This is a genomic window from Yoonia sp., from assembly GCF_036007805.1.
Lineage (GTDB): Bacteria > Pseudomonadota > Alphaproteobacteria > Rhodobacterales > Rhodobacteraceae > Yoonia.
The window spans coordinates 1-25,730 of the sequence record NZ_DASYOK010000017.1; the positions used below are offsets into that span (position 1 = coordinate 1).

Below are 25,730 nucleotides of genomic sequence, written 5' to 3' on the forward strand. Positions count from 1 at the left end.
CCATCAAGGTATTCTGTGTCGATTTTCATCTGTTCGGGCCAAAGCAGCACACGGCTTCCGAATTTTTCGCGGAACACTTTGAAGGAAATCACCAGATCGGCCAGCATTTCCTGATGGTCGCCTTTGTCGGTGACACTGCGCACCCGCGCGGCGGCCGTCCATGGCAGAAATTTCGGGTAATTTCCCACGTCGGCGACAAGGTCATACATCTGCTGCGCAGTATAGGGCAGGAACTTGGTTTCAGAATGACGGGGCATAACGGCCTTTCGCGGGTGACTTCGCTGACGGATGTCGTAAACTTGGGCCAGAAAATCAACCTATTTCCCTGTATTGAGGCCTGAATGACGCACCCCACCTATGTGATCGACGAAATGATCAGCGCCAAAGCGATCGCGGCACGTATCGAAGATCTTGCACGCGAGATCCGCACCGAGTTTGCGGATACCAACAAGCTGGTGGTCGTGGGCCTGCTGCGCGGGTCTTTCGTGTTCATCGCCGATCTGGTGCGCGAACTGGATCTGCCGGTCGAAGTCGATTTTCTTGAGGCCTCGTCCTATGGCGACGGCATGGAAAGCACCCGCGAGGTGCGTATTCTCAAAGACCTGCGCGGCCAGATCGAAGGGCGTGATGTGTTGATTGTCGAAGACATTGTCGACACCGGACACACATTGGCCCATGTGACCAAATTTTTGTGGTCGCGCAAACCCGCCCGCATGAAGACAATTGCACTGCTGGATAAACCCGCCCGCCGCGAGGTTGATCTCAAGGCGGACTGGATCGGCTTTGAAATCCCCGATGAATTCGTCGTGGGCTACGGAATCGATTTTGCCCAACGCAACCGCAACCTTGGCTTTATCGGTAAAGTGCGGTTCATCGAAGAGACATGAACCCCCGTTGGCTTTTGAAGGCCAAGCGATGGGCGCAGAACCCGCCCTCGCCCGCCAGGATCAAATTCGTGGCGGCAATCATCGCATTTTGCCTGATGCTGTATGGGGTCGAGCAACTTTTTGGCTGGCCCGACTGGCTCACCCCGACCGATTTACGCCGAATGCGATAATCACGAAAACGTTATGAGGCGAATTGTCGCACACAAAGCTACGCTTGCGGTATTCCTTTTTTGATTTTGCAGGAGAACCCCATGTCAAGAAAACTGAACCGTGCTGTCGCCGTTGCCGTTGCTTTCGGTGTCGCGGGGGCCGCTTTTGCCGCAGGGCATCTGACCGAAGATCAGCAGCGCGCGATGGATGCGCGGCAATCCCATATGGAGCTCTATTCATTCAACCTCGGCCCGATCGGCGGCATGGTTCAGGACAAGATCCCATATGATGCCACAACCGCCGCGACAGCGGCAGCTAACCTTGCCGCACTCGCCAGCATCGATCAGGCCGCCTATTGGGTCGAAGGGACTGACGCCAGAATTGAAGGCTCGCGCGCCAAGGCCGAAATCTGGACAGACGCCGCCGGATATCTGGCAGAGAAAGAGAAACTTGCCGCAGCAACCGCTGCTCTCGCGGCAGTCGCAGGCGACGGGCTTGATGCCATGAAGGCGGCTTTTGGTCCCGTGGGCCAATCCTGCGGGTCTTGCCACGAAGCTTACCGCGCGCCGCGCACCTAAGATCACATGGCAAAATGGCGGATCATCGGGGTCTTTGCCCTTCTTGTGATCGGTGCCGGCTGGTACATCACCAAACCGGCACCATTGCCATCTGATGCGCTTGATGGTCTCACTGGTGATCCCGCCCGTGGCGAAATCGTCTTTGCCGCAGCAGGCTGTGCCTCATGCCACACAAGCGAAGACGGCCCGCCTACGGTCCTGAGTGGCGGCCAGACCTTTGCGTCCGATTTCGGCACCTTCGTGGCCCCCAATATTTCATCCAATCCGGTGCATGGTGTGGGCGGTTGGTCCGATCTGGCGCTTGCCAGCGCGATTGTGCGTGGGGTGGGTGAGAACGGTGCACATCTCTATCCCGCTTTCCCCTTCACCAGCTATAACAAGGCAGAGCTTGGCGATATCGTCGATCTGATTGCTTATATGCGCACACTGCCCGCGTCGGACCAACCCAACGCAGCCCATGATCTTGCGTTCCCGTTCAATCAGCGGATCGCCTTGGGGCCGTGGAAATTCCTTTTCGCCAACACAGACTGGGTCCTGCAAGATGCGCCAACACCCGACCTGATCCGCGGGCGCTATCTGGTCGAGGCGCTGGGCCATTGCGCCGAATGCCATACGCCCCGCAACGCACTGGGCGGGTTGGATAAGGCGCGCTGGATGGGCGGTGCGCCGCATCCGTCCGACGAAGGGCGTATTCCGAACATCACAACTGCGGCCCTGTCGTGGTCAGAACGCGATATTGCCGAATACCTCAAAAGCGGGTTCACACCCGATTTTGACAGCGCAGGCGGTGAAATGGCGGAAGTCGTCAAGAACACCGGCCAGTTGACCGATGACGACCGCGCCGCCATCGCCGCATATCTCAAGGCGATCCCGCCTGTGGCCGAGTAATCAGGCCAACCCGAGCTTTTTCTGACGCGCGTCGCGCAGACGCGCGAAATCATCGCCCGCATGATAGGATGACCGTGTCAGCGGCGTGGCAGAAACCATCAGGAAGCCCTTGTTATAGGCCGCTTTTTCATAGGTCTTGAATTCATCCGGCGTCACGAACCGGTCGACCCTATGGTGCTTCGGCGTCGGCTGGAGATACTGGCCAATCGTCAGGAAATCAATGTCGGCGGCGCGCATGTCTTCCATGACCTGCATGACCGCCTGTTTGTCTTCGCCCAGCCCGACCATGATGCCGGATTTCGTGAACATCGTCGGATCAAGCTCTTTCACGCGCTGCAAAAGGCGCAAGGAATGGAAATAACGTGCGCCGGGCCGCACTTCTGGATAGAGGCCGGGGACCGTTTCAAGGTTGTGGTTGAACACATCGGGGCGCGCTTCAACAACGACCTCTAACACCCTGGGATCGCAGCGGATAAAGTCAGGTGTCAGAATTTCTATCGTCGTATCGGGGGACTGGCGACGTACTGCACGGATTGTCTGGGCGAAATGTTCGGCACCGCCATCTTCGACATCGTCGCGGTCCACCGAGGTGATCACAACGTGGTTGAGCCCCAGCTTTTTGACCGCATCGGCCACGCGGCCCGGTTCAAACACGTCCAGCGCCTCGGGCGGTTTACCGGTGGCGATATTGCAGAAAGTGCAGGCCCGCGTGCAGACCTCGCCCATGATCATCATCGTGGCGTGGCCTTGGGACCAGCATTCGCCGACGTTGGGACAGCCCGCTTCTTCGCAGACCGTCACCAGCTTGTTCTCGCGCATGATATCGCGCGTCTTTTTATAGCCCTCGGACGTGGGTGCCTTTACCCTGATCCAATCAGGTTTCTTGGGTTGCGGTGCATCCGGGCGGCGCTGTTTTTCAGGGTGGCGCTGCGCAGGAATTTTCAAATCGCGTGTGGGCATATCGGGCTCCAGTGATGTTGCCCAATACCTAGCGCCGCCCTTGGCATTTGTCCAACGATCAGGCGTGGGTGCATGTCGGGCCTGTGCGCTCTGCATGGCCCGACACGGCTAGCCGATCATCGGTCCGTAGCGCCCCTGGGTTTGCTCATAGTGACGCTTCAGGCGCTGCAAGGCGATCCGCAGCACGATCTTACCTGATCGCGCAGACCAACCCATCTTTTTTTCGGTCTGCTCCAAACCTTCCAGAAAGCAACAACACCGCAACACCACATCCCCGAGACCCGGGCCCAGTTCGGTCAAGGCATCCTTGATCCGGCCATGGGCGGCCAACGCACCCTTGGGGCCTTCTGTGGCCTCTGCAAGCGCTTCCCCGTTCACGAAACTTTCCCAGCTTGCACTGCCGCCAAGACCCACTTCCACCAACTCGTAATCCTCGCGCAGCCGCTCACCCACCGCGACCAGATCGCGCGGCAGAAACGGTTTGCCATCGCGGTCCTTGCGCCGCGCGAGCCCCACAAGCGGGCTCTCGATCGCATAGCCGCGTGATGGCGGGCGGGTTGCGCCTTCGATACTGGCAATATCCCAGCCGGCGTCACCATCAGGATCGGCGCTGCGTTCGGCGAAACCACTGGCGCGGTTTTCATCCTCGGCTGTCAGCCGTCGCAGGGCAGCGCGGCCTGTGTTGGTGATGAAATACCGCGCGATGCGCCCGTCAGGGTCAGGGCAAGTGATCCAGTCTTTCAAAGCCATGGCCTGCGCAATCTCGCGCTCGACCACAGCCGTGCGCACCTGTTCGCCTTCAGGCGTCATGCGCACCACGACGGATGTCTCCATCTCGCGTGCCACCGCAAGCACGGCACCTTGTTCGCACAACCGCCGCAAGATGCGTTTGGCTTCCTGGTCGATCCGCGCCTGTGTGAGGCCAACCGGCTGATGCGGGTCACTCTTCAAACACTCCATTTTCATCGCTTCCAACTTCCCCTTTTTCAAGATGTCACGCGCAGAAACCTGCGCAGAGAGCGACCGCAATGCTGCATCTATCAGCGGGTCATCGCGGCGGCCTTCCAATCGACGTACCTGTCGAAGAACCGTTGACGGGTGACAGTCACTGGCCCGTGCGAGCGCGCGGATAGACAATCCAGTTTCTGTATGAACAAGATAGTGACGGGCTGCATCAGGAACCCAACGTGGAAGATCAGACGAGGTTCTGCGCCCTTGTGGTGCTGTCATGATCATGCATCCTTTTGCCGAAACTACCGACGCAACAGACAGTGCCACATGCAATGGGGCATGACGGCATACCACCTGAGCGTGCATGGTTACGTATTTGTTAACGCCGCCAATTGCCCGTCAACTATTCTTTCCAAAAGATAAACAAACCTGACAGCAGCGTTCTTAGCTCATGGTGTTTCCGCAACACCCGCATAGGTTGTGTCATGCTGGGCGAACTCTTACCCCTGTAACAGGACGTTGACAGATGCTTGATCTTCACACACGAATTGCCACACTCAAACGCCCTGCGCTCTTGGCGCGCGCAGCCCGCTTCGGCGTGGATGACTATCGCCGCGATGTGCATCTGCGCCGGATTCTGGGGCGCGAAAACCTGCCCCGCTCGGGCCCCGCGCTGATGCAGTTGCTGGATGTCGAGTCTGACATGGACGCGCAACGCAAAGACAAGGCCGCAAGCTATCGGCCCGCGCGCCATGTCGAGGTGCTTATCGCGATATTGGGCGAGGCGCATCTGTTGCGCGCCACCGCCCTTCACTCAGTTAAGTGAATGCATCCGGCATGCTGGCTTTCTTTTCGGCCACATAGGCCCGCAGACGCGCCTCGATCTCGGGATCAAGGGGGGGCTGCTGGTAGGTATCCAGCATCTTGGCCACCCGCGCCTTGGCAAGAATTTGTGTATCGCGCGCGCCTTCTTCGTCCCATGTCTCGAACGGCTTGTAGTCGAACAGGTCCGAGCGCCAGAAGGCCGATTTGAAGTTGGCCTGCGTGTGTTCGCATCCAAGATAATGCCCGCCCGGCCCCACTTCGGCAATCGCACCCATGGCCTGCCCGTTTTCGGACATGTCCACGCCGCGCGCAAAATGGTGCATGACGCCCAGTTGATCCGCATCCATCACGAATTTCTCGAACGAGGCGACCAGCCCGCCCTCTAGCCAGCCACAGCTGTGCAGCATGAAATTCACGCCCGACAGAAGGCCCATGTTCAGGCTGTTGGCGCTCTCATAGGCGGCCTGCGCATCAGGCAGCTTCGATCCGCAGAACGCACCCGCAGAGCGGTAAGGCAGCCCCAGACGCCGCGCCAGTTGCCCTGCGCCATAGGTGATATGGCTGGCCTCCGGTGTGCCGAATGTCGGCGCGCCCGAGTTCATGTCAATCGAGGTCACGAATGTCCCCATGATCACCGGCGATCCGGGACGGATGATCTGGCTATAGGCCACCCCTGCCATCACCTCGGCCAAAACTTGTGTCAGCGTACCGGCCACCGATACAGGCGCCATCGCACCGCCCACGATGAACGGGCTGATGATCGAGGCCTGGTTGTTGGCGGCAAAGACCTCCAGCGCGCCCATCATGATGCTGTCGAAGGTAAGGGGCGAGTTGATGTTGATCAGCGACGTCATGACCGTGTTCTCTTGGACAAACTCTTTGCCAAAAAGAATCTCGCACATTTCGATACTGTCTTGCGCGCGGCTGGGTTCGGTCACCGACCCCATGAAAGGTTTGTCGCTATAGATCATATGCGCCAGCAGCATATCGAGGTGGCGTTTGTTCACCGGCACATCGGTCGGTTCACAAACGGTCCCACCGGAATGGTGCAGCCATTTCGACATATAGGCCAGCTTCACGAATTTCTCGAAATCCGCCATCGTCGCATAACGCCGTCCACCATCGACATCGCGCACGAATGGCGGACCATAAACCGGTGCAAGCACAAGGTTCTTGCCGCCAACCACAACGTTACGTGCGGGGTTGCGGGCGTGCTGTGTGTATTCCGACGGGGCCGTCGCGCAAAGCTTGCGGGCCAGACCACGCGGAATGCGGACGCGTTCGCCGTCGACTTGGGCGCCAGCAGCTTTCCAGCGCGCCAGACCCTCGGGGTTGTCCACGAAATTGATCCCGATTTCGGCCAGAACGGTTTCGGCGTTGGCTTCGATGACCTGCAGCGCCTCTTCGGTCAGAACCTCATAATTGGGGATATTGCGTTCGATATATTTCGCCGTTTCGATGCTCACAGCCGTCCGCTCGGCGCGGCGGGCAGCCCCGCCTCCGCCCCGTGCGCGTCTGCCTGCTGTTGCTGGTGCGTCCGACATGATCATTCCCCGTGGGTTCGCTATTGTGTTGCTGCTTCATACAACGCACCGGATAAAGCACTTACCAAATTTGCGGCCCCTGAGACGCGAAAACGACATGTGCGATCAGTTCCATCAAAAACGCACCGAACCGGACGTGAAAATCTCTGGCCCCTCTTGCACAAATCCGGCCCTGCCTTTACCGAAGCGCCATGGAAAACAGCACCCACGAACGCCTTCTTATCATTGATTTTGGCAGCCAGGTCACGCAGCTGATTGCGCGTCGCCTGCGTGAATTGAACGTCTATTGCGAAATTCACCCCTATCAGAACGTCACCGACGCGTTTTTGGCCGATTTTGCGCCCAAAGCGGTGATCCTTTCAGGCGGTCCAGATAGTGTCACGCGCGAAGGTTCGCCCCGCGCGCCCCAATCGGTATTCACGATGGGCGTCCCTGTGCTGGGCATCTGCTACGGCCAGCAAACGATGATGACGCAACTGGGCGGCAAAGTAACCAGCGGGCATGGCACCGCAGAGTTCGGCCGCGCCTATGTGAAACCGGAAGGCAAGCTGGCATTGCTTGAAGGCTGGTTCCTGACCGACAAGGAACAGGTCTGGATGAGCCATGGTGACCATGTATCTGAAATTGCTCCGGGTTTTTCGGTTTACGGCACCTCGCCCAATGCGCCCTTTGCGATCACGGCAGATGTCGCGCGGAACTTCTATGCTGTGCAGTTCCACCCCGAAGTGCACCACACGCCGAACGGTGCGAAGCTCTATGAAAACTTCGTGCGCATCGCGGGCTTCAGTGGTGACTGGACAATGGGCGCTTACCGCGAACAGGCGATTGAGGCCATCAAGGAACAGGTGGGCGACGCCCATGTGATCTGCGCGCTTTCGGGGGGTGTTGATTCTTCGGTTGCCGCCGCCCTGCTGCACGAAGCCATTGGCGATCAACTCACCTGTGTTTTCGTCGATCACGGCCTGCTGCGCCTGAACGAGGCCGAAGAGGTCGTGGGCATGTTCCGCGATCATATGAACCTTAACGTGATCCACGCCGACGAATCCGAATTGTTCTTGGGCGAACTGGATGGCGTGAGCGACCCTGAAACGAAGCGCAAGATCATCGGGCGGCTATTCATCGACGTGTTCCAGAAATACGCCAACGGGATTGAGGGTGCGGCGTTTCTTGCCCAAGGCACGCTCTACCCCGATGTCATTGAAAGCGTGAGCTTTTCCGGCGGCCCCTCGGTCACGATCAAGTCCCACCACAATGTCGGCGGCCTGCCCGAGAAGATGGGGCTAAAGCTGGTTGAACCGCTGCGCGAGCTGTTCAAGGACGAGGTACGCGCACTTGGCGTCGAACTCGGCCTGCCGAAATCCTTTATCGGACGCCACCCGTTCCCCGGCCCGGGCCTTGCCATCCGCTGTCCCGGCGAAATCACCCGCGAAAAGCTTGAGATTTTGCGCAAGGCCGATGCGGTCTATATCGACCAGATCCGCCGCCACGGTCTTTATGATGATATCTGGCAAGCCTTTGTTGCGATCCTGCCGGTCCGCACAGTGGGCGTGATGGGCGACGGACGCACCTATGATTTTGCCTGTGCGTTGCGTGCGGTGACATCTGTGGATGGGATGACGGCAGATTATTACCCGTTCAGCCACGAATTCCTTGGTGAGACAGCCACGCGGATCATCAATGAGGTGCAGGGGATCAACCGCGTCACTTATGATATCACCAGTAAACCTCCCGGGACCATCGAGTGGGAGTAACATTCTTTCAGGTGCTGGTCTGAAACCACGCGCCTCAACTTAGGAAACAATAAGCCCCAAATAGAGAGACTGTTTCGTTTGAGTTGCACGGCTCACACGCACCTTCTATAGCTTGAGCTTATCCGTATTAAACATTCTATATCATAAGCTTAGCGATCTTGGCTTGTGTGAAACATTATGTTGTGTCGCTTCTTTTCAAACCTATTCTGCATCCCATTAACCATGTATTAAGTCTTCCACCGAAAACTCGTCAGCATAGCAACCTGACGAGCAACACCCGTGCAACCCATTCTGACCCGTCCGTCTTTCCGCCCATTCCGCGAAGGGCTTGCCACCAACAGGCTTTTGCGGACCATCGTCTTGCCGGTTCTGCGCAAATTTGACCGCGCAATGACCATGACCAACCCGTTCTCGGGTCTGCCATTCCACCTGCGCAGCTATACGCATAAGGGTTATTGGTTCTACGGACGGCACCGCGAACGCGACACGATGCAACGGTTGGCGGCACTCACCCAGCGCGGCGATATCGTGTTCGAAGTCGGCGGGCATATCGGCTATTTTGCACAGTTTTTTGCCAAACAGGTGGGCCACCGCGGTCAGGTTCATGTTTTCGAGCCCGGAGAGCAGAACCAGCATTTCCTGCGCCGCAACATTGCACGCTGCACGCAATGTGTGCATGTGAATGTCGCGGTCAGCGACAAGATCGGCAAGGCGCTGTTTTATGAGGAAAATATGGGTGGCTTTATGAATTCACTCGACCCCGATTTTGCCAAGTCGACCAATAATGCCACGACACAGCGCAGCGTTCTGAAACTCCGGCAAAGGCGCGTGAATACCACGACACTTGATGCCTATGCCACGGCCCATAACGTCTGGCCCGATGTGCTCAAGATCGACGCCGAGGGTGCGGAACTGGCCGTCTTGGTCGGGGCGGCAAAGGTACTGCAGCATGTGCGCAGCCTGATGATCGAAGTGTCGCGCAACCATGATGAGATCTTCGATAACCTCGTGGATCACGGCTTTTCGCTGTGGCATCCGGATGGCCGCAGGATCAGCGATGCCGCACATATGGATGGAAATGTTTTTGCGACCCGCGCCTAGGGGTTGAGCGCGTCAAGCAGCAATTCGGCCGTAAACTCACCCGGCCCGCAAGCCGCCAGATCACCCTGCTGGCCAATCGCAAGCCATTCCGCACGCGCGGCCATCCCGATGCTGACCTCGGGGCCTACGCGTAACGGATCACGCCCCCAATGGCTATCGGTGAACGGCTCTTCCGCGAAAGCCGCCTGCAGATCAAACAGCGGCACCTCGGCCCGCGCCAGCAGAAAACCTGCGATACATTCGACCTGCCGCGTGACCAGCCCGCGCAACATCGCCTCTTCCGTGCGGCGCTGGCGGATCTGGCGCAGGGCAAAATCGGCAACACCGTGCTGCACCTGCACCGCATGACCATAGACATGGGCCACCATATAAGGCGTCTGCGGTGCGGTCACCGCATCGCGCGCCAGCAGTATCCGGTTTGTCGTAGTACAATAGGCCACAACCGCATTAACGCTTTCGTCGGCACCACAAAGCCCCGCGATCTGATCAACCTGCTGCACCACCGGCATACGATCAAACGCGGCCCGCGCTGCGGCCTCGACCTGCGCAACGGGGTCTGCCCCTGCTGCCTGCGCCAGCAACACCAATGCGACAATCCATTTCACCATTTCAAACTCCGTTTTTGCCAAAGCCACCCAAACACGATCCGACAGGGCTTGCCAAATCACAAAACAAAGGCACAACTGCTGGTATGAACACAGTCGCAAAAGCAGCCTTCTGGATGATCGGCGCCATATCATCCTTTACCCTGATGGCTGTCGCTGGACGTACCGTCAGCACCGAACTTGATACGTTCGAAATCATGCTGTTCCGCAGCCTGACAGGGATCGCGATTGTCGTCAGCGTCGCCATGGCGACAGGGACCATATCGCAAATCGGGCGCAACCGGCTGGGCCTGCATGCCACACGGAACCTTTTCCACTTTACGGGCCAGAACCTGTGGTTTTACGCCATCACCGTGATCCCGCTGGCACAGGTCTTTGCGCTGGAATTCACCACGCCGATCTGGGTGATCCTTCTCTCCCCGCTGATCCTGCGCGAAAGGGTCACTGCAATCGGCCTGCTGAGCGCCATGATCGGGTTTATCGGCATCCTGATCGTCGCGCGCCCAGACCCCGCCAACCTGAGCTGGGGCCTGATGGCCGCAGCCAGTTGTGCGGTGTTCTTTGCGCTGACCGCGATCTTCACCCGCAAATTGACCCAGACCGAAACCATCACGACAATCCTTTTCTATCTCACAACGATGCAGGCGGTCTTTGGCCTGATCTGCGCGGGATATGACGGCGATATCGCGCTGCCGTCACTGGCGGCACTGCCTTGGGTGGTGCTGATCGGCTGTGCGGGGCTCTTGGCGCATTTCTGCCTGACCAAAGCGCTGAGTATCGCGCCCGCAAGCATTGTGATGCCGATTGATTTCGTGCGCCTGCCCACCATCGCGATTGTGGGGATGGTGCTTTATAATGAACCGTTGGAAGTGTGGATCTTTGTCGGTGCTGCGCTCATTTTTGGGGCAAATTATCTCAATATTACCAGCGCGATGCGTCCTGCAAAGGCCTAGGCGCGCGTCGCACCACAAGCCTTGGCTGAAGCCGATTGTCACAGATATGTGACGCTACGGCGCGTCGCAATGAATGACGTGGCGTCAATAATTGACGTAAAGCTTAGGCACTCCTTAGGGTTCTCTGACTAAATATTATTCATGACAGGGATGAGGACATGAAAAACGTAATGACAGCAGGGGCGGCGCTGCTGCTTTCAACGAGCATCGTATCGGCGGGGGGAGTTGAACGTGCGGCACCTTCGATGGGGCTTTTGTTCGAAGATGGCAACTATCTGGAGCTGAACTTCGGCTATGTGTCACCGGACATCAGCGGCACCCAGCAGATTCCAGCCGGTCCGGGCTCGCCTGTCGGAGCATCCTCTGGCAATATGGCGGAAGAATATACACAGCTTGGCTTTGGTTATAAGAACGATCTGAGCAATGAACTTTCAATCGCACTGATCTTTGACCAACCTTACGGCGCCGATGTAAATTATGGTGCGGATACTGATTATGCTTATGGCGGGGGCGTTACGCCATTGGGCTCAACTGCAACCATTGACAGCAATGCGATCACGGCACTTGTTGCATATAAACTGCCTGATAACTTTACCGTTTATGGCGGTGTGCGTGCGGTCCAAACCGCAGGTGAAGTAGCGCTTTTTAACGGCTACACCATGGAAACAAGTACCGAGACCGATTTCGGATATGTCTTGGGTGGCGCATGGGAACGCCCTGATATCGCAGCTCGCGTGTCCCTCACCTACCACAGCGAGATCACGCATGACTTCAAGTCAACGGAAAATTCACCATCCTTGCCTGAACCCCAAGACACGGATTTTTCAACCACGCTCCCACAATCCGTAACACTCGAAGCGCAAACCGGTGTTGCAGCTGATACGCTGCTATTCGGTTCGGTACGCTGGGTGAACTGGTCTGTATTCGATATTTCACCTCCCATTTTCGCACTGGGCTCGGGCGGTGGATCCTTGGTGGATTACACCGACGACACGGTCACCTACAACATCGGCCTTGGTCGCCGCTTCAGCGATGAATGGTCAGGTGCAGTGACTGCGGGATATGAAGCAGCGCAGGGTGGCTTCTCAGGCAACTTGGGGCCAACAGATGGCAATACATCACTTGGTGTCGCAGCGACGCGGACGATGGATCAAATCCGGATCACAGGCGGTGTGCGCTACATTTGGATTGGTGATGCGGAAACAGAAGCACCTCTTGCCCTCACCGGCGGTGCTTCAGGCGTCACACTTGGTGACTTCAAAGACAACAGTGGCTGGGCCGCTGGTCTACGGATTGCCTATAACTTTTAAGGCATTTCAGATTTAGGCGTCAAAAGCCCCGCCCTCACCGGCGGGGCTTTTTCTTTGGCTTGCGCAGGAAACGGGTTGTGTTGCTGCTGCCAAAAGGCGCATGTCACCCCCATGACACCGACCCAGAAAACCATATCGCCCCAAGCATGGGCAGGGCTTTTGATGCTTGCGTTCATTTGGGGCGGGTCTTTTCTCTCGGTCCATGTGGCATTGGAAGAAATCGGGCCGCTTACCTCGGTTGCACATCGGACCGGATGGGCGATGCTGATCCTTTGGGCCTATGTCCTGATCCGCCGCTTGCCCCTGCCGGCAGACCGGCGCGTGTGGGGTGCGTTTCTTGTCATGGGGCTGTTGAACAACGCCATCCCCTTCAGCCTGATGGCATGGGGGCAATTGCACATCGAAACCGGCCTGACCTCGATCCTCAATGCCGCGACCGCGATTTTCGGTGTGATGGCTGCTGCGCTTTTCCTGGCTGACGAGCGTCTGACCGTCCGCAAGGCAATGGGCGTCGGCATCGGGTTTCTGGGGGTCTCGACCGCAATTGGCCTGAACGCCTTTAAAGAGTTTGATATCCGGTCGCTCGGCCAACTGGCCGTGATCGGCGGCACGATCAGCTATGCGCTAGCGGCCGTCTGGGCACGGAAAACACTGGGGCACCTCAAACCGCAGGTCGCGGCTGCCGGCATGTTGACCGGAGCCAGCCTGATCACGCTGCCTGCCGCATGGGTGATCGAGGGGCCCATCAGCCTGAGCCTCCAGCCCCAAACATGGGCCGCCATCACCTATTACGCCGTGGCTGCGACAGCCATCGCATATATCCTCTACTACCGCGTGCTGGCGCTCGCCGGCAGTGGCAACGCGATGCTGGTCACGCTGCTGGTCGCCCCTGTCGCGATCGTTTTGGGCGCAATCGTGCTGGGTGAGGCTTTGCCAATGCGCGCCTATATCGGCTTTGCGATCCTGGCACTCGGGCTACTGATCCTTGATGGACGCCTGGTCAAGCCGCTCCAACACCGCCTTCGCCGCGCGTAGGCCGGGTGCCTCACCACCCTGCCCCAGCCGTTCCATGGTCAGCGCCATCGCGGCCTGCTGCGCCTGCGGGTCCGCCAGCACCGCCAGCACCGCATCGGCAATCGGACCGGGCTTGCAGGCATCGCCGATAAATTCCGGCACCACGCGGGTGTCGCTGACCAAATTCACCAAGGTCACCGTATCCACCAACAACATCCGGCTGATAATGATCCGGCTGAGCCATGCCATATCATAGGCAATCACCATCGGCGTGCCGCTTGCCGCCAGTTCCAGTGACACGGTGCCAGAGGCCGCAAGCGCCACATCGGCCCGCTTGAACCACGCGGCCTTGTCCGGCGATCCCGGCGGCAAGACCGTCACGGGCGTGGCCCAGAGTTTGACCTGCTCCTGCACAAGATCATGCACGCCGCGCGTTGTCGGAATGACAAAACGCGCATCAGGCACGGAGGCTGCGATTTTGGCAACCGCCATACCAAAACGCGCGGCAAGCCGCCCGACCTCGCCTTTGCGACTGCCCGGCAGGACCAGCACGACCGTACCGGACCCCAAGGCCGCCGCCTCTGCATGGCTGGCCACGGGTTCTGCGACCACAGGATGCCCCACAAAATCGCAATCCATGCCCGCGGCCTGCATCAAAGGGGGCTCAAAGGGAAACAGGGCCAAGACATGATCAATATGCCGCGCCATCTTTTCCGCGCGCTTTGGCCGCCATGCCCAGACCGTCGGGGCGACGTAGTGCACGGTGCGAATATCACTTCCCGCTTTGACCAGCCGCGCGACGCGCAGGCAGAAATCAGGGCTGTCGATGGTAATCAACACATCGGGTTTCGTCGCGATAATCGCCTCGGCCATCTGTCTTATCCGCGCCTTGAGTGCGCGATATTTCGGCAGGATCTCGGCAAGCCCCATGACGCTGAGCTCTTCCATGGGAAAGCGGCTTTCCAGCCCCTCGGCCTGCATCAAAGGTCCACCAACGCCGTCAAATTGCACATCAGGGCGCAGCGTCTTCAGCCCCACCATCAAGGCCGCGCCCAGTTTGTCACCCGAGGCCTCGCCTGCGATCACAAAAACCCTCATGCGCCCCCCTTGGGCCGCACCCAGAAGAACAGCCCTGCCGCATCGAGCGTGGCCAGCACCTCATCGCGTGCCAAGACCAACACACCACCCTCTTCGATCACAATCCCGCTCAGGCCTGCGGCAACCGCAGCCTTGGCGGTTTGCGGCCCGATCACGGGCAGATCCGCGCGGCGGTCCTGATCGGGCTTTGGTGCCTTGAACAAGACCGCACCCCGCGCATCGGTGGGTTCACCATCCGCGCCGCTCAGCCATTCAGCCGCACTGCCCAGAACCGCCCCCAGACCGTCAACCACTCCCCATAACGGATCATCGCTGGGCGCGAACTGGGCCAGCATCGCATCTGTGCCGGCTTGGCCTTCGCGCGCCAGTACACGGCCATTGCGCACCACGCAAGCCTGGCCCACATCCGCGCGCCCCATCTCGGCGATAGTCTGTTCTGCGGTCACCGCATCCTGTCTTTGATCAATTGTCACGGGCTTGCGGCTCAAGACACCTGACTGCGGCAGCAGATCGGGCGCGATCTCATGGGCTGCGCGCACGACCAGCCCCGCCTCTTCGAATAACGCGATCACGACGCGCAAGGCCCCGTCATCCCCCTGAGAAATCGCCTGCATGATACGCGGAACCAAGGGTTGGGTGGCCGCATCAATGGCCGCAGGATCAATAGCCGGACGCTTGATGGCCCCTGCAAGGCAAACCTCGGTCACGCCGCGGTCCACCAATGCGTTCAGAAAACTGCCCAGTTGTTCAATGCGAAACGTGATCTCGGGTGTCAGCGCAGGGCGGAACCCGTCAAGCGCACAAATCAAGGGCCGCTCTGACAGCCGCGCGACAAGCGCGGGCGGCAAATCCCCGGTTCCGGCAATCAGCGCAAGCATCAGCCCGGCGTCAGGAAATTACGGTCGGTGTCGCCCAGAATAAAAGCCACCATCTGTTGCACATAGGCGCTGTCGCTTTCATCAGCCAGCCGGTTGGCGCGATCCTGAAACGTGCCTTCCCCATCCTTGAGCATTTGAAAGGCCGCCCGCAATGCGGTGATATCGCCGCGACTGACCCCCTTGCGCTTCAGCCCAACAAGGTTCAGCCCGTCCAGAACGCCGCGCGGCCCCTGCACCAGACCATGCGGGACGACATCTTTGGTCACCATCGTCACCGCGCCAATAATCGCACCCTGCCCGATGCGCACATGCTGATGCACGCCGCACAGACCACCGATGATCACATCATCCTCGATAATGCAGTGCCCTGCGACGGCGGATGAATTCACCACGATCACACGGTCACCGATCTGCGCGTCATGGGCGATATGACAGCCGGCCATGAACAGCCCGTCATCGCCCACCCGCGTCTCGCCCCCACCATTCGCGGTGCCGGTGTTCATCGTCACATGTTCACGGATACGGTTGCGCGCACCAATGCGCAGACGGGTCCTTTCACCATCGAACTTGAGATCCTGCGGGATTTCTCCGATCACAGCGAAAGGAAAGACCACCGTATCATCGCCAATATGGGTATCCCCGTCGACAACAACATGACTTTTGAGCGTCACACGGTCGCCAAGCACCACGTCCTTGCCAATCACGCAAAACGGGCCGATCACGCAATCCGCGCCGATCTGCGCGCCATCGGCAATCACAGCAGAGGGGTGAATGCTTGCCATCAGGCTTGCATATCCATCATCGCGGTAAACTCTGCCTCGGCGGCCATTTCGCCATCGACTGTCGCAACACCGCGGAAGCGCCAGACCTTGCCACCGGGCTTGCCGCGCGTGGTTTCCACATGCATTTCAAGCACATCCCCCGGCACGACCTTGCGGCGGAATTTGCAGCCATCAATCGCCATGAAATAGACCAGCAGATTGCCATCGGTCAGCCCCAAGGACGCCCCCACCATCACGGCGGTGGTCTGCGCCATTGCCTCGACAATGGTGACACCGGGCATAATCGGGTTGCCGGGGAAATGGCCCTGAAAATGCGGCTCGTTCATGGTGACATTCTTGATGCCCACGGCAGATGTCGTGCCATTGATGCTATGCACCTTATCCACCAGCAGGAAGGGATAGCGATGCGGCAGGATTTTCTGGATCAGCTGGATATCGGCGGTGGTGACAGCTTCGCTCATGCGGGGCGGCTCCTCTTATTGCTTATGGCGCCCATGGCCGCCGTTTGGACATGACTACCAAGCCGCGACAAGCGCGGCAAGCATCGGCTACTCTTCACCGTTGCCCAATTCCGCATCAATCCGCACGATGGCATCATCGGTGATATTTGCCGCGCGCACAGACAGGACAACATTGCGCTGCTCCAGCACCAACACCGCCCCGCGTTCAAGCATCAGACCAGCCACGATCCCCTGTACACGTTGTTCGAACCGCGCGCGCGCTTCAGCCGTAGCGACCTGCAATTCGACGTTCTTGGCATCGCGCACGCGACGCACATCCTGCACCTTGCGGTCAAAGGCCTCGGCCTCGGCGCGAAAGTCCTCTGGCGTCATATCGGGGCGGCGGATCGTCAGGCTGCGCTCTTCAAGGGTCAGTGATTCAACAATACGGTCATTCTCGGCTTGCAACGCGGCTGCCTGTTCGGCCAGTTCGGCGGCAAGCCGTTGACCATACAGCGTTTCGATGAACAAGCGATCACTGTCCACAATCAGCACCGGAGGTGAGGATTGCTGGGCTGATGCGGGCAACACCAGTATCAGCCAAACAATAATCGCGCGCAGTATACCCATCAGAAGTTTGTCGAAATGGTCACATCAAAGTTGCGCGTCTTGTCGAAGTCCTGCACGTCCAGCGGCTCTGTAAAGTTGAAGCGCAGCGGACCGATCGGGGTAGTCCAGAAGATCGAAAGACCGGCCACAGACCGCGCAATCGGGTCATTAGACAGAATAGAGGAATCGTCCGCTACACCCACATCCCAGACCGAGCCGTAATCGATAAACGCACCGCCCGTGATCCCGTATTCACTTGGCAGACCAAGCGGGAATTCAGTCTCGAGCGTCAGAACAGAGAAAGCGTTCCCACCAAGTGCATCATCGGTATTCTCATCGCGCGGCCCAATACCACCCGCCTCGAAACCGCGCATCAGACGGCTGCCAAGAAAGAAACGGTCCGTGACACGGCTATTGCCGTCCAGATAATTCAGCAAGCCCCCCTGCAAAGAGGCGCGCAGAGTGACTTCCTCATTCAGGATCGCCGTTTCAGCACCTGCAAAGGCTGTTGTCTTGATGAACTGGGTATCGCCAAAGCCGAACTCTTGACCAAAGCGCAACACATAGCCAGTCGTCGGGTCCACACCTGTGCGGCGGCTGTCATAGCTGTAGTTATACCCGATCGCATTGGTCCAGATGCCACCTGCATCTTCCTCGGCTTGGATGATGGGGCTCGCATTCAATGACACATCGGTGAGATCGGTATACTCAAGAGCATAAAACAAAGACAAACGCCCCGTTTCGCTGATAGGAAAACTTATCGCAGGCGACATCCGCAGTGTTTCGGTATCATAGAGCGCGTTTTCGTTATTTGTGGTCCCATAGCTCAGGTCAAATGACCCCCGCAGGTCACGACCCAATAACTGTGGCTCGGTAAAGCCGAACCCAAACCGGCGGTTTGTCTCGGCGGTCGAAAAGTCAAAGTTCAAACGCTGCCCGCGACCTTGGAAGTTGCTTTGACGGTAAGAGGCCAGCAAGCTGATCCCGTTGTCGGTATTGAAGTTTGCACCGAACGATAGCGTCCCTGTGGGCCCTTCGGTGACGTTCACATCAACGACCCGTTGGCTCGGGCTGGAACCGGGGCGCGTGTCGACACTCACGCCCTCAAAAAAGCCAAGCGCACGAATACGCCGCGCACTTTCCTGAATTTCGCGGCTGTTCAGCGGGTCACCTTCCACCGAACGGAACTGGTTGCGGATCACGCGGTCCAGCGTTGTTCCGTTCCCTTCAATGTCAATCCGTTCGATAAAGACGCGCTCACCCGATACCAGCACATAATTCACATCAATCGTCAGATCGCGCGGGTTGCGTGACAGGCGCGGTTCGACCTCGACAAAGTTCAGACCGCGCGCGGCGGCTTCCCGCTCGATCCGGCGGATATCTGAATCAACCGGCACCGGTGAGTATGTCGCGCCAGACCGGACACCGATCAGGTCAGCAAAATCAGCCGCATTCACGCCATTAATTTCACTGGAAATCGACGTGTTGCCAAAACTGAACTGCTGTCCTTCGCGTATATTGTACGTGACCAGATAGGCATCACGTTCACGCGTCAATGACACGTCGATATTCTGCAGCACAAAGTCGATATAACCGCGCGAGCGGTAGAAATCGGTGAGCGCCTCGCGGTCCTGTGCCACGCGCTCGGGTGAATAGGTATCGCGACCAACCAAAAGCCGGAAAACACCCGCCTGTTTGGTTTCCAGCACCCGGCGCAAACGCCCCTCTGAATAGGTTCTGTTGCCTAGAAAAGAGATGCGTTCAATTTCGGTTACGGCTGATTCCACCACCTCGAACACCAGATCAACGCGGTTGTCAGGCTGTGGAATAATCCGCGGCGTTACGCTTGCATTGATCCGCCCCTGTCGGGCGTATGCCTCTGTGATTGCGGCGGTATCTGCTTCGGCTTGTGTCGGGGTAAAGACACGGCGTGGCTGGGATTGCACCAGCGCCAGCAATTCGGCGTCACGCAGGCGGCTGTTGCCTTCGATATTGATGCGATTGATCGTCGGATACTCGACCACGCGGATCAGCAACCGGTTGCCTTGCGGGATCAGTTCGACACTTTCAAAAAGGCCTGAAGCGCGGATATTCTGCCCCGCCGCGTTCAGGTCCGCGGTCGAAAGCCCCTCGCCCGGTGCAAGACCACCAAATGTCAGGATCGTGCCATCAGCCACCCGCAAGTTGCCTTCGATCTCAAAGCTGCTGAAGGCGAAACTTTGCGCATTTGCGGCACCGGTCGCCAAAACCACGATACAAAGCGCCATCCAAAGTGATCGCACTTTCGCAAAACCCTGCGCCAGAAAGCGCCCTACACTTGTCTTCATAACGACCGCCCGTACCCAGATTATTCTTACAGAATTGAGTAGCGACAATATACGCGGTTGTCAAAACGCCAGCGCGTCTGTTTTTCACGAAAAGCCCGTGCAGAATTACGGACAAAGGATCGTGTCGTTGAGAATCGTGAACATCATCAGCGACAGGATCAGAGACAATCCAACAAACATAAAGACTTGGACCGCACGGTCACTGGGTTTACGCCGTGTGACTGCTTCATAGGCATAAAACACAAGGTGCCCACCATCCAGCACCGGGATCGGGAAAAGGTTGATCAGGCCCACTGCGGCGGACAGCGCGCCAATAAACCAGATAAAGCTCTGCGGGCCCTGCTCGGCCATCGAACCACTTGTCTCGGCAATACCCACCGGACCAGAGAGATTACAGGTCGAGATCTGGCCGAAAAGAATATGCTGCATAGCCGAAAGCGATGTCGTCGTCGTGTTCCACAGCCCCTGCGCGCCAAGGCTGATGGCCGTGAAAAGCCCCACGCTTTCGGTCTTTTCTTCAAAGAAAATCGTGCCACTGATGCCAATCAGCCAGCGCGTCTCAAACCCGCCTTCGGGGTTCGGCAAATCCACGCGGCGCGGCGCGATGGTTTTTTCGAGCGTTTCCCCATCCCGCCAAATCGTGAAAATCAAGGGCGCGCCATCCGCCTCAAGAACAATCTCCTGGACCTGCGCAAATGCGAAGACCGCCTCTCCGTTGATGGCGGTCACGACGTCATCCACCTTGATGTCGGCATCATCCGCTGCCGACCGTGGGCTCACGCTCGATACTGCTGTGGGGAAGAAATAGGGCCCTTCCACCGTCATCTGGTTCCCATCGCGCAGCACTGTGTAATCCAAACGCTCACGCAGGGGCACAAGATCGGACATGCCACCTGTCCGTTCGGGATCATTGAAGGCAATGCCTTCAACGGCAATTACCTGATCACCCTCGCGCAGATCAGAGGCGTAGCTTGCCGGCAACGGGCGCATTTCGCCAAAGGTCAACGGATCGGTCGAGCGGCCCTGATACATGATCGAGCCTGCGAAAATCGCAATCGCCAGCACAAAGTTGAACAAAGGCCCCGCCGCGACTGTTGCCGTGCGCGCCCAAAGCGGCGCACCCAGCATGGTGCGGCGCAGATCAGTCTCGGACACCTGCCCGTCACTGCCCACACTGGCCGCATTTGCATCACCCAGAAATTTCACAAAACCGCCCAAGGGCAGCGCCGCAATCTGCCATTTCGTGCCGCGTTTATCGACGCGGCTATAGATCACCGGACCAAACCCGAGCGAAAATACCTCCGCGTGGATGCCGCACCAGCGCCCAACGATATAATGGCCGTATTCATGGATCGCCACAATCACCGACAGCGCCACAATAAAAGCCACGATCATAAAGGCGAAGTTGCCGAACATCGGCACAAACTGCATCAGGTCCAAAGGTCTTATCCCAGTTGGCTAAAGGTTTCGGCGGCATAAATCCGCGCCAGTCGGTCGGTCTCTAGCACGTTATCTAGGGTAATTGCCGCATTTTGCAGCCCATCACCCGATGACATTTTGTCAAGCGTGCGCGACACGACCTCTGACATGTCCAGAAAACCTATGTCGCCTGCAATAAATCCATCCAGCGCGCGCTCTTTGGCCGCGTTGAAGACCGCACCCGACAGACCGCCCTGTTCCATGACGCGTGTCGCAATGGCCAGTGCGGGATAACGCGCCGGATCGGGTGCTTCGAATGTCAGGCTGCCGATTTTGGCCAGATCAAGCCGTTCGACAGGCAGCGTGCGCCGTTCCGGCCAATGCAGCGCATAGCCAATGGCATGGCGCATATCGGGCGGGCCAACATGGGCCATCAGCGCCCCGTCATTAAAGCCCACCAGCGCATGGATCAGGCTTTCACGATGCACCAGCACTTCGATCATATCGGGCGTGACGTTGAAAAACTCTTTGGTTTCAATTAACTCCATCGCCTTGTTGAACATCGACGCGCTATCAATGGTGATACGCTGCCCCATGTCCCAGTTGGGATGGCTTGAGGCCTCGGCCAGTGTTGCGGTGGCGAGTTTCTCGATCGGCCAGTCACGGAATGCGCCGCCGCTTGCGGTGATAATCACACGCTCGACAGCCGCCATATGTTCGCCCACCAGTGCCTGAAATACCGCTGAATGTTCACTGTCCACAGGCAGCACCGTTGCACCATGCGCCTTAGCGCGGCCCATCAAGAGCGGTCCTGCGGTGACCAAAGATTCTTTGTTTGCAAGCGCAAGCGTCGTGCCATGGGCCAAGGCCTCTAACCCCGGCACCAGCCCCGCCGCGCCCACGATCGCCGAAAGCGCCCAATCCACGGGCCGTGCCGCCGCTTGGGCAATCGCATCAGGGCCCGCTGCAACCTCTACATCCGTATCGGCCAACAAGTCTTTCAATTCATTATAGCATTCAGGATAGCAAGTCACGGCCAGATCGGCGTTTAACCGCCGTGCATCTGCTGCAAGCTGCGCCACATTGCGCCCGCCCGTCAGGGCAACGACATCATAGGCATCCGCATCACGCGCCACCAGATCAAGCGCATTCTGCCCGATTGACCCTGTCGCGCCAAAAACCGAAATCCGCCTCACCAGACAACCCCTGGCACATCAAAGACATCTGCGAGGACAAGAAGAAACAGCGATGCCCCCAAAAGCGCATCAAACCGATCAAACAGCCCGCCATGACCAGGAATAAGCGTCGAGCTGTCCTTCACGCCCATCCGGCGTTTCAGCGCACTTTCCGCGATATCACCCATCTGTCCGGCAAAGCTCAGCAGCATTGAAAACAAGACAATCATCAGCCCCGCATCGGTGAAAAGCGAAAAAACAAAACCGACCAGACCGGCACCCAGCCAGCCTGCAACCGTCCCGCTCCATGTCTTTTTGGGGCTGACCTTGGGCCAGAACTTGGCCCCCCCCAGTGATTTGCCGGCAAAATACCCGAAAATATCCGTAACAATCACAACCGACATGAGCCACAAGAGCCACGTAAACCCGAAATCCGAACGGAAATGCACAAGGCCCCAACCCGCAAGCTGAATCCCCAAGGCAAAGAAAAAGAACGTCTTGATCTCGGTTTTGAGCTGCGTGACCCCGATCACCGGCACCACAAGGAACAACAGCATCCCCCACGCCGACCCTTCCGCTAGCTGTCCCGACATGACCGAGGCAACCAAAGCCGCCATCAACATGCCCTTTGTCGGTTCGCTTGGGCGGATCATCATCCACAATTCCCAAACCATGACCGCTGTGACGAAAACCACGAGCATCTGGAACCAGATGCCGCCCAGAATGACACCAAAAGCACCAATGACGACCATCGCAGCACTTGAAGTGAGGCGAACGGTCAGATCATCCCATTTTGCGGGCGGAGGTGCTGCATTGGTCATTCTCAGGCTCGGATAGCCCCGAAACGCCTGTCCCGCTTGCCATAATCGCGCAGCACGCGAGCGAACTCCTGTGCCGTGAAATCCGGCCAGAGCGTGTCGACAAATTCATATTCGGCATAAGCGGACTGCCACAGCAGGAAGTTCGAAATCCGCGCTTCGCCGCTGGTACGGATCACCAGATCGGGGTCCGGCAGAACATGCGTGTCAAGGAACCGTGCAAGTGTTTCGGCGTCCACATCTTCATGGGTCAAGCGGCCCTGCTCGATCTCATAGGCAAGCCGCTTGGCGGCACGTGTCACCTCATCGCGGCTGCCATAGTTCAGTGCGACAGTCAGATGCACGCGGTCGTTGTCTGCGGTGCGCAGTTCCAGATCGTCCATCAGTGAGACCAGTTTGTCATCAAGCCGCACACGGTCACCGATAAAGCGGACACAGACGCCGCTATCAAAAAGCTCCTGCGCCTCACGTTCGAGATAGCGGCGGAACAGGCTCATCAAGCCCGCAACTTCGGTCTGGGTGCGTTTCCAGTTCTCGGTCGAAAACGCGAATATTGTCAGATATTTAACCCCTAAATCAGGACAAGCCTCGAGGATTTCACGCACTTTGCGCGCACCTGCATGGTGGCCAAACAGACGCGGACGCCCGCGCTTTTGTGCCCAACGCCCGTTGCCATCCATGATGATCGCGACATGGGCGGGGGATAATTTGGCGTCTGCGTCCTTGGGCATATGGCCCCCTTTTTGGTAAAAACCTTGCGGGTCAGACCTGCATAATCTCGGCTTGTTTCGTCTCGACCGTCTCATCGACCAACTTAATATGAAGGTCGGTTACTTCTTGTACCGTCGTTTCCCAGAACTTCTGATCGTCCTCGGACAGGCCGTCACTTTTCGCCTTCTTGATCTGGTCCATCCCGTCGCGGCGCAGGTTGCGGATCGCAACGCGCGCACTTTCGGCATATTGGCCGGCGACTTTGGTCAATTCACGGCGGCGTTCCTCGTTCAACTCGGGGATCGGCAGCATAATAATTGTGCCGTTCAGTTGAGGATTGATCCCCAAGCCACTCTCACGAATGGCTTTTTCGACTTTTCCGACCAGCGCCTTGTCCCAGACGTTGATGGTTACCATCCGCGGTTCAGGCACGTTGACAGTGCCCACCTGATTGATCGGTGTCATCGACCCGTATGCATCCACCATCACAGGTTCCAGCATCGAACCAGAGGCGCGGCCTGTGCGCAATGACGCCAGTTCAACACGCAGGTTCGCGATTGCACCCTCCATGCGGCGTGTCAGATCATCGGTATCGAGTTCAAAATCGTCAGACATATTCTACTTGCTCTTCCTCATCGGGCGCGGCCCGCTTTTGATCGTTTTAGGCCAAAGGCGCTGCCTTGTATAGTCAGGCAAATCTGGCGCTATTATGCAGTTTTCGTGCAAATGGCCGATTTATTTCGGCAAATCGCAAAACTTATTCAAAAGGGGGGTATAAAGCGCGCCCTTAGTCTTTCACAATCGTATAGGTGCCTTCACCGGCCAGAATACCCTTGAACCCGCCCGGTTCATCCAAAGAGAACACGATGATCGGCAGGTCATTGTCGCGCGCCAGTGCAATCGCGCTGGCGTCCATCACGCCCAGATGCTTTTGCAGCACCTCGTCGTAGGACACATTGTCATAGCGGACCGCGTCATCATGCTTGGCAGGGTCCTTGTCATAGACGCCGTCAACCTTGGTGCCCTTAAAGATCGCCTCGCAGTTCATCTCGCTGGCGCGCAGTGTTGCGGCGGTATCAGTGGTAAAATACGGGTTACCGGTGCCTGCGGCAAAGATACAAACGCGCTTTTTCTCAAGGTGGCGCACAGCGCGGCGGCGGATATAGGGTTCGGCCACCTCGTTCATCGTAATGGCCGAAATCACCCGCGTATGGATACCCAGTTCTTCCAATGCCGATTGCATCGCCAGCGCGTTCATCACCGTGGCTAGCATGCCCATATAATCGGCTGTCGTGCGCTCCATGCCTTGGGCCGAGCCTTGCAACCCGCGAAAGATATTGCCGCCGCCGATCACCATGCAAATCTCGACACCCATGTCGTGGACCGACTGCACCTCGCGCGCGACGCGCTGCACCGTTGGCGGATGCAAACCAAAGGATGTGTCGCCCATCAGCGCCTCACCCGAGATCTTAAGCATCACACGTTTATATGCTGTTTTCCCAGTACCGCTCATGGCGCGCCCCTATGTCTGATTGATTGAGCGGCAAAATGTCGGAAAACGGTGGTAGTTTCAATGCCACATTCACCACAAAAGGCATTGCCAGACGTTGACCGGAGCGAACCCTGCGCCCTATGGTCGCAACATATTCATTCCGCGAGACAAATTCAGTTGGGTCCGCGCCCGCAACCTGACCAGAGGAACACCCGATGCAAACTGTGACCAAGACAAGTCTTCTTCTTCTCGGTGCACTTGGCCTTGCCGGCTGTGACGGGCCAGCGGAACAATTTGAATTTGCGGAAACTTACACAACGTTTGACGACTATGACGCCCTGGCGGCCTTTGCAGACGCGCTGGTTGATGAGGACGGCCTCAGGACCACAGATGACATTGCCCAACCCGCTAACTTCGCCACCGCAGGAACAGGCACAACCAGCTACACAGGTGCAATCCTGACA

At 58.0% G+C, this 25,730-nt stretch carries 27 protein-coding genes; 10 read left to right on the top strand and 17 right to left on the bottom strand.

Translation table 11 applies throughout. The annotated features are described in order from the left end of the window. The coding region (locus tag VGP75_RS00795) for a type II toxin-antitoxin system RatA family toxin (RefSeq protein ID WP_327541830.1) at positions 1-257 on the bottom strand (257 nt) is incomplete at its 3' end. Between the two features lie 84 nt (positions 258-341). Between VGP75_RS00795 and hpt the strand changes: the two genes are divergently transcribed. The 3 genes from hpt (at position 342) to VGP75_RS00810 (ending at position 2,503) form a co-directional block, all read left to right on the top strand. Beyond that, positions 342-887 carry a hypoxanthine phosphoribosyltransferase gene (gene hpt, locus VGP75_RS00800; protein ID WP_327541831.1) on the top strand — a complete coding sequence of 182 codons (546 nt, stop codon included), beginning with the start codon at positions 342-344 and terminating at the stop codon, positions 885-887. 251 nt (positions 888-1,138) lie between these two features. Further along, positions 1,139-1,615 carry a c-type cytochrome gene (locus VGP75_RS00805; RefSeq protein ID WP_327541832.1) on the top strand — a complete coding sequence of 159 codons (477 nt, stop codon included), beginning with the start codon at positions 1,139-1,141 and terminating at the stop codon, positions 1,613-1,615. 6 nt (positions 1,616-1,621) lie between these two features. Continuing rightward, on the top strand, positions 1,622-2,503 hold the full coding sequence (locus tag VGP75_RS00810) for a c-type cytochrome (protein ID WP_327541833.1): 882 nt from the start codon (positions 1,622-1,624) through the stop codon (positions 2,501-2,503). Here the strand turns inward: VGP75_RS00810 and lipA are convergent, their stop codons facing one another. Further along, on the bottom strand, positions 2,504-3,463 hold the full coding sequence (gene lipA / locus VGP75_RS00815; protein ID WP_327541834.1) for a lipoyl synthase: 960 nt from the start codon (positions 3,461-3,463) through the stop codon (positions 2,504-2,506). 108 nt (positions 3,464-3,571) lie between these two features. After that, entirely contained in the window at positions 3,572-4,693 is a 1,122-nt protein-coding gene (locus VGP75_RS00820) for a DUF6456 domain-containing protein (RefSeq protein WP_327541835.1), read from the bottom strand. A 247-nt stretch (positions 4,694-4,940) separates the two neighbouring features. Between VGP75_RS00820 and VGP75_RS00825 the strand changes: the two genes are divergently transcribed. Continuing rightward, the gene (locus tag VGP75_RS00825) at positions 4,941-5,240 is read left to right on the top strand and encodes a DUF6477 family protein (RefSeq protein ID WP_327541836.1); all 300 of its coding nucleotides are present in this window, start codon (positions 4,941-4,943) and stop codon (positions 5,238-5,240) included. On the opposite strand, the gene VGP75_RS00830 is transcribed toward VGP75_RS00825, so the two are convergent. Beyond that, positions 5,233-6,783 (bottom strand): trimethylamine methyltransferase family protein, encoded by a 1,551-nt coding sequence (locus VGP75_RS00830; protein ID WP_327541837.1) that lies wholly within the window; start codon positions 6,781-6,783, stop codon positions 5,233-5,235. The genes VGP75_RS00825 and VGP75_RS00830 overlap by 8 nt on opposite strands. A 191-nt stretch (positions 6,784-6,974) precedes the next feature. Here VGP75_RS00830 and guaA point away from each other — a divergent pair, with 191 nt between their 5' ends. After that, positions 6,975-8,534 carry a glutamine-hydrolyzing GMP synthase gene (gene guaA / locus VGP75_RS00835; RefSeq protein WP_327541838.1) on the top strand — a complete coding sequence of 520 codons (1,560 nt, stop codon included), beginning with the start codon at positions 6,975-6,977 and terminating at the stop codon, positions 8,532-8,534. 279 nt (positions 8,535-8,813) lie between these two features. Beyond that, positions 8,814-9,635 carry an FkbM family methyltransferase gene (locus VGP75_RS00840; RefSeq protein WP_327541839.1) on the top strand — a complete coding sequence of 274 codons (822 nt, stop codon included), beginning with the start codon at positions 8,814-8,816 and terminating at the stop codon, positions 9,633-9,635. Here the strand turns inward: VGP75_RS00840 and VGP75_RS00845 are convergent. Beyond that, positions 9,632-10,243, bottom strand: a complete 612-nt coding sequence (locus VGP75_RS00845) for a hypothetical protein (protein WP_327541840.1) — start codon at positions 10,241-10,243, stop codon at positions 9,632-9,634. The genes VGP75_RS00840 and VGP75_RS00845 overlap by 4 nt on opposite strands. 83 nt (positions 10,244-10,326) lie before the next feature. Between VGP75_RS00845 and VGP75_RS00850 the strand changes: the two genes are divergently transcribed. The 3 genes from VGP75_RS00850 to VGP75_RS00860 all read left to right on the top strand — a co-directional run bounded on the left by VGP75_RS00850 (position 10,327) and on the right by VGP75_RS00860 (position 13,538). Next, positions 10,327-11,193, top strand: a complete 867-nt coding sequence (locus VGP75_RS00850) for a DMT family transporter (RefSeq protein WP_327541841.1) — start codon at positions 10,327-10,329, stop codon at positions 11,191-11,193. Between the two features lie 158 nt (positions 11,194-11,351). Beyond that, positions 11,352-12,503, top strand: coding sequence for an OmpP1/FadL family transporter (locus tag VGP75_RS00855; RefSeq protein ID WP_327541842.1), 1,152 nt, complete (start codon positions 11,352-11,354; stop codon positions 12,501-12,503). A 111-nt stretch (positions 12,504-12,614) separates the two neighbouring features. Further along, entirely contained in the window at positions 12,615-13,538 is a 924-nt protein-coding gene (locus VGP75_RS00860) for a DMT family transporter (RefSeq protein ID WP_327541843.1), read from the top strand. On the opposite strand, the gene lpxB is transcribed toward VGP75_RS00860, so the two are convergent. From lpxB to pyrH, 12 genes are all read right to left on the bottom strand, one after another. Further along, positions 13,479-14,615 (bottom strand): lipid-A-disaccharide synthase, encoded by a 1,137-nt coding sequence (gene lpxB / locus VGP75_RS00865; RefSeq protein WP_327541844.1) that lies wholly within the window; start codon positions 14,613-14,615, stop codon positions 13,479-13,481. The genes VGP75_RS00860 and lpxB overlap by 60 nt on opposite strands. Next, a complete protein-coding gene (gene lpxI / locus VGP75_RS00870; RefSeq protein WP_327541845.1) occupies positions 14,612-15,493 on the bottom strand; it encodes an LpxI family protein in 882 nt (293 codons plus the stop codon). Before lpxI ends, lpxB begins: the two co-directional genes overlap by 4 nt. Beyond that, positions 15,493-16,275, bottom strand: coding sequence for an acyl-ACP--UDP-N-acetylglucosamine O-acyltransferase (lpxA, locus tag VGP75_RS00875; RefSeq protein WP_327541846.1), 783 nt, complete (start codon positions 16,273-16,275; stop codon positions 15,493-15,495). Before lpxA ends, lpxI begins: the two co-directional genes overlap by 1 nt. Continuing rightward, a complete protein-coding gene (gene fabZ / locus VGP75_RS00880) occupies positions 16,275-16,736 on the bottom strand; it encodes a 3-hydroxyacyl-ACP dehydratase FabZ (protein WP_055685836.1) in 462 nt (153 codons plus the stop codon). The genes lpxA and fabZ overlap by 1 nt, the downstream gene beginning before the upstream one ends. Before the next feature lie 87 nt (positions 16,737-16,823). Beyond that, a complete protein-coding gene (locus VGP75_RS00885; protein WP_327541847.1) occupies positions 16,824-17,345 on the bottom strand; it encodes an OmpH/Skp family outer membrane protein in 522 nt (173 codons plus the stop codon). After that, on the bottom strand, positions 17,345-19,651 hold the full coding sequence (gene bamA, locus VGP75_RS00890) for an outer membrane protein assembly factor BamA (protein ID WP_327541848.1): 2,307 nt from the start codon (positions 19,649-19,651) through the stop codon (positions 17,345-17,347). Before bamA ends, VGP75_RS00885 begins: the two co-directional genes overlap by 1 nt. Before the next feature lie 105 nt (positions 19,652-19,756). Continuing rightward, positions 19,757-21,091, bottom strand: a complete 1,335-nt coding sequence (rseP, locus tag VGP75_RS00895) for an RIP metalloprotease RseP (RefSeq protein WP_327541849.1) — start codon at positions 21,089-21,091, stop codon at positions 19,757-19,759. 5 nt (positions 21,092-21,096) lie between these two features. Next, positions 21,097-22,266, bottom strand: a complete 1,170-nt coding sequence (gene dxr / locus VGP75_RS00900; protein WP_327541850.1) for a 1-deoxy-D-xylulose-5-phosphate reductoisomerase — start codon at positions 22,264-22,266, stop codon at positions 21,097-21,099. Next, positions 22,263-23,066 (bottom strand): phosphatidate cytidylyltransferase, encoded by an 804-nt coding sequence (locus VGP75_RS00905; protein WP_327541851.1) that lies wholly within the window; start codon positions 23,064-23,066, stop codon positions 22,263-22,265. Before VGP75_RS00905 ends, dxr begins: the two co-directional genes overlap by 4 nt. 2 nt (positions 23,067-23,068) lie before the next feature. Then, positions 23,069-23,794, bottom strand: a complete 726-nt coding sequence (gene uppS, locus VGP75_RS00910) for a polyprenyl diphosphate synthase (protein ID WP_327541852.1) — start codon at positions 23,792-23,794, stop codon at positions 23,069-23,071. 31 nt (positions 23,795-23,825) lie between these two features. Further along, entirely contained in the window at positions 23,826-24,389 is a 564-nt protein-coding gene (frr, locus tag VGP75_RS00915) for a ribosome recycling factor (protein ID WP_327541853.1), read from the bottom strand. 172 nt (positions 24,390-24,561) lie between these two features. Next, positions 24,562-25,287 (bottom strand): UMP kinase, encoded by a 726-nt coding sequence (pyrH, locus tag VGP75_RS00920; RefSeq protein WP_327541854.1) that lies wholly within the window; start codon positions 25,285-25,287, stop codon positions 24,562-24,564. Positions 25,288-25,481: 194 nt separating this feature from the next. Here pyrH and VGP75_RS00925 point away from each other — a divergent pair. Continuing rightward, positions 25,482-25,730 (top strand): hypothetical protein (locus tag VGP75_RS00925; protein ID WP_327541855.1); only part of this gene is annotated, 249 nt, incomplete at its 3' end.

Bases quoted from the DNA above. Each gene is read 5' to 3' on its own strand.
- pyrH (WP_327541854.1), bottom strand. From the start codon at position 25,287: ATGAGCGGTACTGGGAAAACAGCATATAAACGTGTGATGCTTAAGATC.
- hpt (WP_327541831.1), top strand. From the start codon at position 342: ATGACGCACCCCACCTATGTGATCGACGAAATGATCAGCGCCAAAGCG.
- lpxI (WP_327541845.1), bottom strand. From the start codon at position 15,493: ATGCTTGCGCTGATTGCCGGAACCGGGGATTTGCCGCCCGCGCTTGTC.
- lipA (WP_327541834.1), bottom strand. From the start codon at position 3,463: ATGCCCACACGCGATTTGAAAATTCCTGCGCAGCGCCACCCTGAAAAA.
- VGP75_RS00850 (WP_327541841.1), top strand. From the start codon at position 10,327: ATGAACACAGTCGCAAAAGCAGCCTTCTGGATGATCGGCGCCATATCA.
- VGP75_RS00830 (WP_327541837.1), bottom strand. From the start codon at position 6,783: ATGTCGGACGCACCAGCAACAGCAGGCAGACGCGCACGGGGCGGAGGC.
- fabZ (WP_055685836.1), bottom strand. From the start codon at position 16,736: ATGAGCGAAGCTGTCACCACCGCCGATATCCAGCTGATCCAGAAAATC.
- VGP75_RS00810 (WP_327541833.1), top strand. From the start codon at position 1,622: ATGGCAAAATGGCGGATCATCGGGGTCTTTGCCCTTCTTGTGATCGGT.
- VGP75_RS00860 (WP_327541843.1), top strand. From the start codon at position 12,615: ATGACACCGACCCAGAAAACCATATCGCCCCAAGCATGGGCAGGGCTT.
- VGP75_RS00825 (WP_327541836.1), top strand. From the start codon at position 4,941: ATGCTTGATCTTCACACACGAATTGCCACACTCAAACGCCCTGCGCTC.
- VGP75_RS00885 (WP_327541847.1), bottom strand. From the start codon at position 17,345: ATGGGTATACTGCGCGCGATTATTGTTTGGCTGATACTGGTGTTGCCC.
- VGP75_RS00905 (WP_327541851.1), bottom strand. From the start codon at position 23,066: ATGACCAATGCAGCACCTCCGCCCGCAAAATGGGATGATCTGACCGTT.
- uppS (WP_327541852.1), bottom strand. From the start codon at position 23,794: ATGCCCAAGGACGCAGACGCCAAATTATCCCCCGCCCATGTCGCGATC.
- VGP75_RS00845 (WP_327541840.1), bottom strand. From the start codon at position 10,243: ATGGTGAAATGGATTGTCGCATTGGTGTTGCTGGCGCAGGCAGCAGGG.
- VGP75_RS00820 (WP_327541835.1), bottom strand. From the start codon at position 4,693: ATGACAGCACCACAAGGGCGCAGAACCTCGTCTGATCTTCCACGTTGG.
- VGP75_RS00855 (WP_327541842.1), top strand. From the start codon at position 11,352: ATGAAAAACGTAATGACAGCAGGGGCGGCGCTGCTGCTTTCAACGAGC.
- frr (WP_327541853.1), bottom strand. From the start codon at position 24,389: ATGTCTGACGATTTTGAACTCGATACCGATGATCTGACACGCCGCATG.
- VGP75_RS00805 (WP_327541832.1), top strand. From the start codon at position 1,139: ATGTCAAGAAAACTGAACCGTGCTGTCGCCGTTGCCGTTGCTTTCGGT.
- guaA (WP_327541838.1), top strand. From the start codon at position 6,975: ATGGAAAACAGCACCCACGAACGCCTTCTTATCATTGATTTTGGCAGC.
- bamA (WP_327541848.1), bottom strand. From the start codon at position 19,651: ATGAAGACAAGTGTAGGGCGCTTTCTGGCGCAGGGTTTTGCGAAAGTG.
- lpxA (WP_327541846.1), bottom strand. From the start codon at position 16,275: ATGGCAAGCATTCACCCCTCTGCTGTGATTGCCGATGGCGCGCAGATC.
- lpxB (WP_327541844.1), bottom strand. From the start codon at position 14,615: ATGAGGGTTTTTGTGATCGCAGGCGAGGCCTCGGGTGACAAACTGGGC.